The following is a 5,388-nucleotide window of genomic DNA, read 5'->3' on the forward strand; positions in this document are numbered from 1 at the left end:
CGGACCGGACTTCCACCGGCAGGCGACGACGAGCTTCCGAACAGCAAGAACACCGCTACGTCACGGTGTCACCTCCCGTTCTGCTGGGCGCACGAAAAAGGCTCAGTGACCGCCACGTCTCTCACTCGCATCCATCCTTTCCGCCAGATAAAGGAGGCCAGCACCGGAAAAAAGATGAGCGGCCCGCATATGACCCCTGCGGCGGCGACGGCCGCCCAGTCCGGCTGTCCCATGGCAATACTCTCCACGGCGTCGTTCCTCGCTCTCCATGACGGGCCCGCGTGCGCCCCGGGTGGCCGCAGGCGCCAGGACCGGAACAGGGTGGTCAATCGCGGACGATGCGGCCCTTGTCCTCGACCTGCAGGCGTACGAGGTAGACGCCCTGGGCGTGGCCCATGGCTCCGTGTTCGGGATGCAGGACATAGGCGGCGGCGCTCTCGTGGACGGTGAAGCAGCCGACGTCGGCGCCGCCGTCGCGTATCGGTGCCCAGGTCACCGGGCCGTCGGCCACGAGCAGGTGGGTGTGGGCACCGTCGCCGGATGACACCAGAGGTATTCCGGCGGCGGGCACCTGCTTGCCACCCTTCGGCGGCTTGTACCCGATGAGGCCGACCGGGATCAGTCCGACGTCGCCCTGACGCTGCAGACCTGAGGAGAGCGGGATGGCGGCCTGCCGGTCGAGGTGTTCCAGGACGTCGACTCCCGCGAGGGTGGTGACGTATCCGAGAGTGGGTTGTTGCTGGGCCATGGGGCTCTCCGATTCAGGTGGCGCGGTCGAGGGTGAGGTACTGCTCGCGGGTGAGGCCGAGCATGCCGGCCGCCGCGGTGACGGGATCGGGGGCGTCGACGGGCACGATGAGCCCGTACTGGCGGCGGGTGCCGTCGCGCTCGGGTGTGGCGTTGGTGCACAGCAGGATCCGTGAGGTGGTGACGGGGAACGTCCCGGCGGACATGTCGTAGAGGGCGAGTTGGTACCCCGGGTTGCCGGGGTCGGGTTCGCTGGAGCCGACCTGACGCAGGCCTGCGGCGGCGACGAACTCGCCCCAGCCCATGCGTTCGATCGCCGCGCGGCGTATCTCGCTGTTGCTCTCCCGCAGGATCCGGGCGGCGTCCCAGTACCCCTCGACCAGGGGGCCGGGAACCGCCCTGCCGTGCCAGGAGTGGATGACCCAGCCGTCGGGCCACACAGCCGCCGGTCCGTCGGCGCAGTGGAGACGGCCTTGGGCGTCCCGCCGCAAGACGTCGGGGCGGGGGGTGAGGACGGCGTAGTCGCGGTAGGCCCACCACAGGCCCGCGTGCCGGTTCACCTGCCGCTCGGCGTGGACGGGATCCAGACCGGTGACGCCGATGAGTTCCATGGCGTCCGCCCACGCGAACGATGTCATGGAGCACCGTTGCGGAATTTCGTACCGCCAGCGGTGGGGCAGCCGGAACAGTGGCATCTCGGGTACCGGGGAGATGTCCGCCTGGGCGGCCACCTGCGCAGCCAGTTCGTCCTGCACCCGAGGCTGGGCCCACGGCTGGGGCTTCCTGCCGTCGGCCGGCCACACCATCGTCCTCTGCGCCTCCCACCGCCAGGTGTACCCGAGGGACTGCTCCTCCACGACCGTCGACACCACCCGCTTGTTCAGCGCGGGGGTCACCTGGGCCTCGACCCGGTCGTAGACCTCTGGGTGGAGGAATTCTTTCGGTCCGGTGCGCAACTGCCCACGTATCCGCCGACGGAACCGGGCTCGCATCCGGGCATATCTTCCTCCCGTCACCGAGGCGATGATCCCGGGAAGCACCGCCTGCCCGATCAGGCCGGCCCATGGGGAGCCGAGCCAGACGATGAACCGTGGGGGCGGCAGCCCGAGGCCCCGATAAACCGCCCGGACCCCGTCCTCGGCAGCAGCGCGATCACCCGGCCCGGTCGCCCAATCGACCGCGTCCCAGTCTTTTCCTATCTCACGGATGATCGTTTCCTGCTCTTCGTTGAACCCCGTGATCCGCCTGCTGGATTCCACGACCACCCCCTGGAACGGTTTGTTCGCTCTGCCCCGGTCGATGCCTCATTGATCGTTCAACTCAGCGAGCGCTCACCCTCCTCAGGCGCACATGATCACGAACCGGACAACTTTGCCGAATCTCTGCCGGCCCATGGGCCGCGAAGTAGAGGCTGCGATCGTGACCGAGCCCGGGGGCATATCCTGTTGCCCGGGCTCACTTTTTGCCACCCAATTGCTCACGCCGGCACGTTTAAGAGTCACGGATCATTATGAGATCGACGTGTTCTGCCTTTGAACTACCGTGCCATGAGAAGAGAGGCACATGGGTGTCACCGCAGTGGTCTTGAGGATGTACTCCGCCTTGACCTGGACCCGGGTCGACTCCCGCGGCAACTGCTCGACCTCCGCGTCCTTGGGCTGGTAAGTCCGGGAGATACTAGCCAGGAAGGCGGGCTTTTGAACGTCGTGATGGGCCCGGGGCAATTCCTGGAAGGACTTGGACTTGACGCCCTTTCCGCGGCGATTATCTGATTCAGCTTTGGCACAGACCGCAAACTACCAGCCACTCCGCCGAGAGTGAACCGTCGCACTGGAAATTACGTAGTTTCACTGAGAGTCGAAAGACCGCGCAGGCATCGCCGGAGTGGCCGAGCTCCACCTCGTTCTACAGCCGCAGGTCATGAGCGGGTGGTCGACGGCGTCCGGTTCTGTTGTCGGGGCCTGACCGGTGCCCGGCTCGCCCAGCAGGCGGTCCGCGCTCCACAACGCTTCCCCCGGAACTTCTGGATCCGGTCCGGCGAGGAGTGTCCGGCCCGCTCGGCCATCGTCCAGCGGTACTTGCGGCCAAGGCCCGAAAACAGCCCCTCCGTCAGGCCCCCCGAACACCTCCTGTGACTCCGGTCGCGCGAGCGATGCCTGGTCGACGTGCCTGACCAGACGGCCCGAGGACTTGACCTCCCCAACGGGGTGGGAGGGCGCACTTCACCGTCGGGGACCGGGTCCTTCATCCACAGCAGCCCGACCGCGGGCTGGAAACCGTGGAAGCCGCTCAGCAGCACCCCCGGACTGAGGTTCACCACCTCGTGCCACCATCCCGCTGGCACATGCAGCACATCGCCTGGGCCGAGATCGACCGTGAGCACGTCCGGTCCGCCCGCGGCCCGATGCGCGGCGTGTTCCGTCACCTCGTCGGCGGTCAGCCGGGACAGCCGCGCCCACTGGTCGTAACGCGGTGACTGGCCGCCGACCCGCTGGACGCTTCCCGGCGGCAGCAGCCGGAACCGCTTGCGTCCCACCACCTGCACAGCAACGTTGTCCAGAAGGTCGTGGTGCAGGCCGGTGTGCGCGCCGGCCGGCCCGATCCAGGCGCTGCTGGAGGTCACGGCGCGGCGGGGGAACAACTCGTGCGGGCACAGGTCGTCGCGGAGCGCGGGAACGGCCCGCAGGAGGTCGAACTCCTCATCCCTGGCGTGCAGGTCAGTTGGGGGCTTTGGCCATGTTCAGGAGCTGCTGGTGGATGTCGGGTCTGGCGAACAGGGCAGCGCCTGTGTCGGTTCGCCGTTGGCCGGAGAGGTCACTGAAGGTGCCGCCGGCCTCCTCGACGATGGGGATCACTGCGGCAATGTCCCAGGGGCCGGCACCCAGCAGGAGGAAGGCATCGAGTTTTCCTGTCGCGACCAGGAGGGCTCCGTGACATGTGCCGGATCCGGTGGACGGTTTACTCGGTGGCGGCGTGGTGCGGTCTGCCGTCGACCAGTCGAGCACGGGGCGCACAGTCGCACTGCCTGCCGCCAGCCTTGCGGCGGCGTCGCGTTCGGCTGCGCTCAGGCGGGACGGTGGAGGCCAGATGCCGATGGCGGCATCCTTGGCGTTTCCTCGTGGCGTGAGCGTCAGACGGACCGGAGGGACTGACGGATCGGAAGGGCATGGCCCCATCCAGGCCCCGGTGCCTGGCATTGCCCACCAGCGGCGCCCGAGTGCGGGAGCGGAGACCATACCCAGCGTCATGTCACCGTGATCTTCAAGAGCGATGAGGGTGCTCCATTCCGGATCGCCCACGATGAAGCTCGCCGTGCCGTCAATGGCATCGATGATCCATCGGCGGCGGCTTTGCCCCTGGGCATCGAACTCTTCACCGACGAACGCGTCGCCGGGATGTTCGGCGCGGATCGACGCGCGCAGAACACGTTCGATCTCCCGATCAGCCTCGGTGACCGGACTCCCGTCGCCCTTGCGCTCGGCGCCCAGGTCGGGTGCACGGAAGTAGCGCCGGGCGATCTCGTCCGCCTGATCGGCCAGGCGGAGCGCCAGCGCCAGGTCTGCTGAGTCCGTCATACCGTCCACTTTTCCCGCCGCCACCTTCGCCATCAAGTCCTGGTCCACGCGCGCCACCGCGGTGAGACGATCACGGCATGGCTGGTGTGATCACGGCGTCTGAGCCGTCCTGGATATCCCCGTTCACAGGCGTGCATCCGCGCCAGTTCCACAAGACAGTGACCGCGCTGCGCCGCGAGGGCGTGGACGTGGGACGGCGGGGCCGCCCCTGGGGTCTGCCACTGGAGGACCGAGTGCTGCTCACCGTGGCTTACTGGCGCACGAACTTGACGATGCGCCAGCTCGCCCTGCTGTTCGGTATCTCGAAGTCCGCAGCCGATCGGATCATTGACCAGATCGGCCCACTCCTCGCGTTGAAGCCCCGGCGACGCTTCGCGAAGGACACAGTGCTCATTGTGGACGGCACCCTGGTTCCCACCCGGGACCACTCGACCGCCGAGCAGTCGAAGAACCATCGCTACTCCACGAACCACCAGGTCGTCATCGACGCCGACACCCGCCTGGTCGTCGTGGTCGGCCAACCCCTTCCAGGCAACCGGAACAACTGCAAGGCATGGGAGGAATCCGGGGCCAAAGCCGCCGTCGGCAAGACGATGACCATCGCCGACGGCGGCTATCCCGGCACCGGACTGGTGATGCCACACCGCCGCCGGCCCGGCGACGAACTCCCCGACTGGTAGCGGGAGCACAATCGCTCACACAAGCAGGTCCGCGCCCGCGTCGAGCATGTATTCGCCCGCATGAAGACCTGGAAGATCCTCCGCGACTGCCGGCTCAGGGGCGACGGCGTCCATCACGCCATGCTCGGCATCGCCCGCCTGCACAACCTCAACCTCGCCGGATAAGCGCAATGGCCGCTGACCGGGCCGTCACGCCTCCGGCGAACCAAAGATCATTACGGGACAACCCTTAAGTTACCGGTATGACTCTGTTGGTGATGTTGGGCAGGTCATGCGGTGGCTGAGCACAGCGTGCGGAAGTGGGTGGCCCGGCGTCGTGTTCTGGGTGTGGTGTCGATCCAGTCGGCGATTCGGGCGACGTTGCAGGCCATCGCGGTGAGGACGTG

4 protein-coding genes and 2 pseudogenes are annotated in these 5,388 nt (G+C 67.4%); 1 reads left to right on the plus strand and 5 read right to left on the minus strand.

Annotated elements, in window-relative coordinates:
* Positions 1-325 precede the first annotated feature (325 nt).
* The 5 genes and pseudogenes from ABZZ74_RS52380 to ABZZ74_RS52400 form a co-directional block, all read right to left on the minus strand.
* Positions 326-748 carry a hypothetical protein gene (locus ABZZ74_RS52380; protein WP_356951191.1) on the minus strand — a complete coding sequence of 141 codons (423 nt, stop codon included), beginning with the start codon at positions 746-748 and terminating at the stop codon, positions 326-328.
* Between the two features lie 13 nt (positions 749-761).
* Complete coding sequence (locus tag ABZZ74_RS52385) at positions 762-2,006, minus strand: DUF6745 domain-containing protein (protein WP_356951192.1); 1,245 nt, start codon at positions 2,004-2,006, stop codon at positions 762-764.
* Between the two features lie 315 nt (positions 2,007-2,321).
* A pseudogene (locus ABZZ74_RS52390) lies at positions 2,322-2,533 on the minus strand (hypothetical protein); the annotation flags it as partial.
* 132 nt (positions 2,534-2,665) lie between these two features.
* A complete protein-coding gene (locus ABZZ74_RS52395) occupies positions 2,666-3,463 on the minus strand; it encodes a cupin-like domain-containing protein (RefSeq protein ID WP_356951194.1) in 798 nt (265 codons plus the stop codon).
* Position 3,464: 1 nt separating this feature from the next.
* Entirely contained in the window at positions 3,465-4,370 is a 906-nt protein-coding gene (locus tag ABZZ74_RS52400) for an inositol monophosphatase family protein (RefSeq protein ID WP_356951193.1), read from the minus strand.
* 29 nt (positions 4,371-4,399) lie between these two features.
* Between ABZZ74_RS52400 and ABZZ74_RS52405 the strand changes: the two are divergent.
* Positions 4,400-5,167 (plus strand): annotated as a pseudogene (locus ABZZ74_RS52405) (transposase).
* Positions 5,168-5,388 lie beyond the last annotated feature (221 nt).

Origin of the sequence: Streptomyces sp. NPDC006476 (genome assembly GCF_040612015.1) — a bacterium.
Classification (GTDB): Bacteria; Actinomycetota; Actinomycetes; order Streptomycetales; family Streptomycetaceae; genus Streptomyces; species Streptomyces griseorubiginosus_B.

Excerpts from the sequence above, each read along its gene's own strand:
- ABZZ74_RS52380 (WP_356951191.1), bottom strand. The coding sequence starts at position 748 with ATGGCCCAGCAACAACCCACTCTCGGATACGTCACCACCCTCGCGGGA.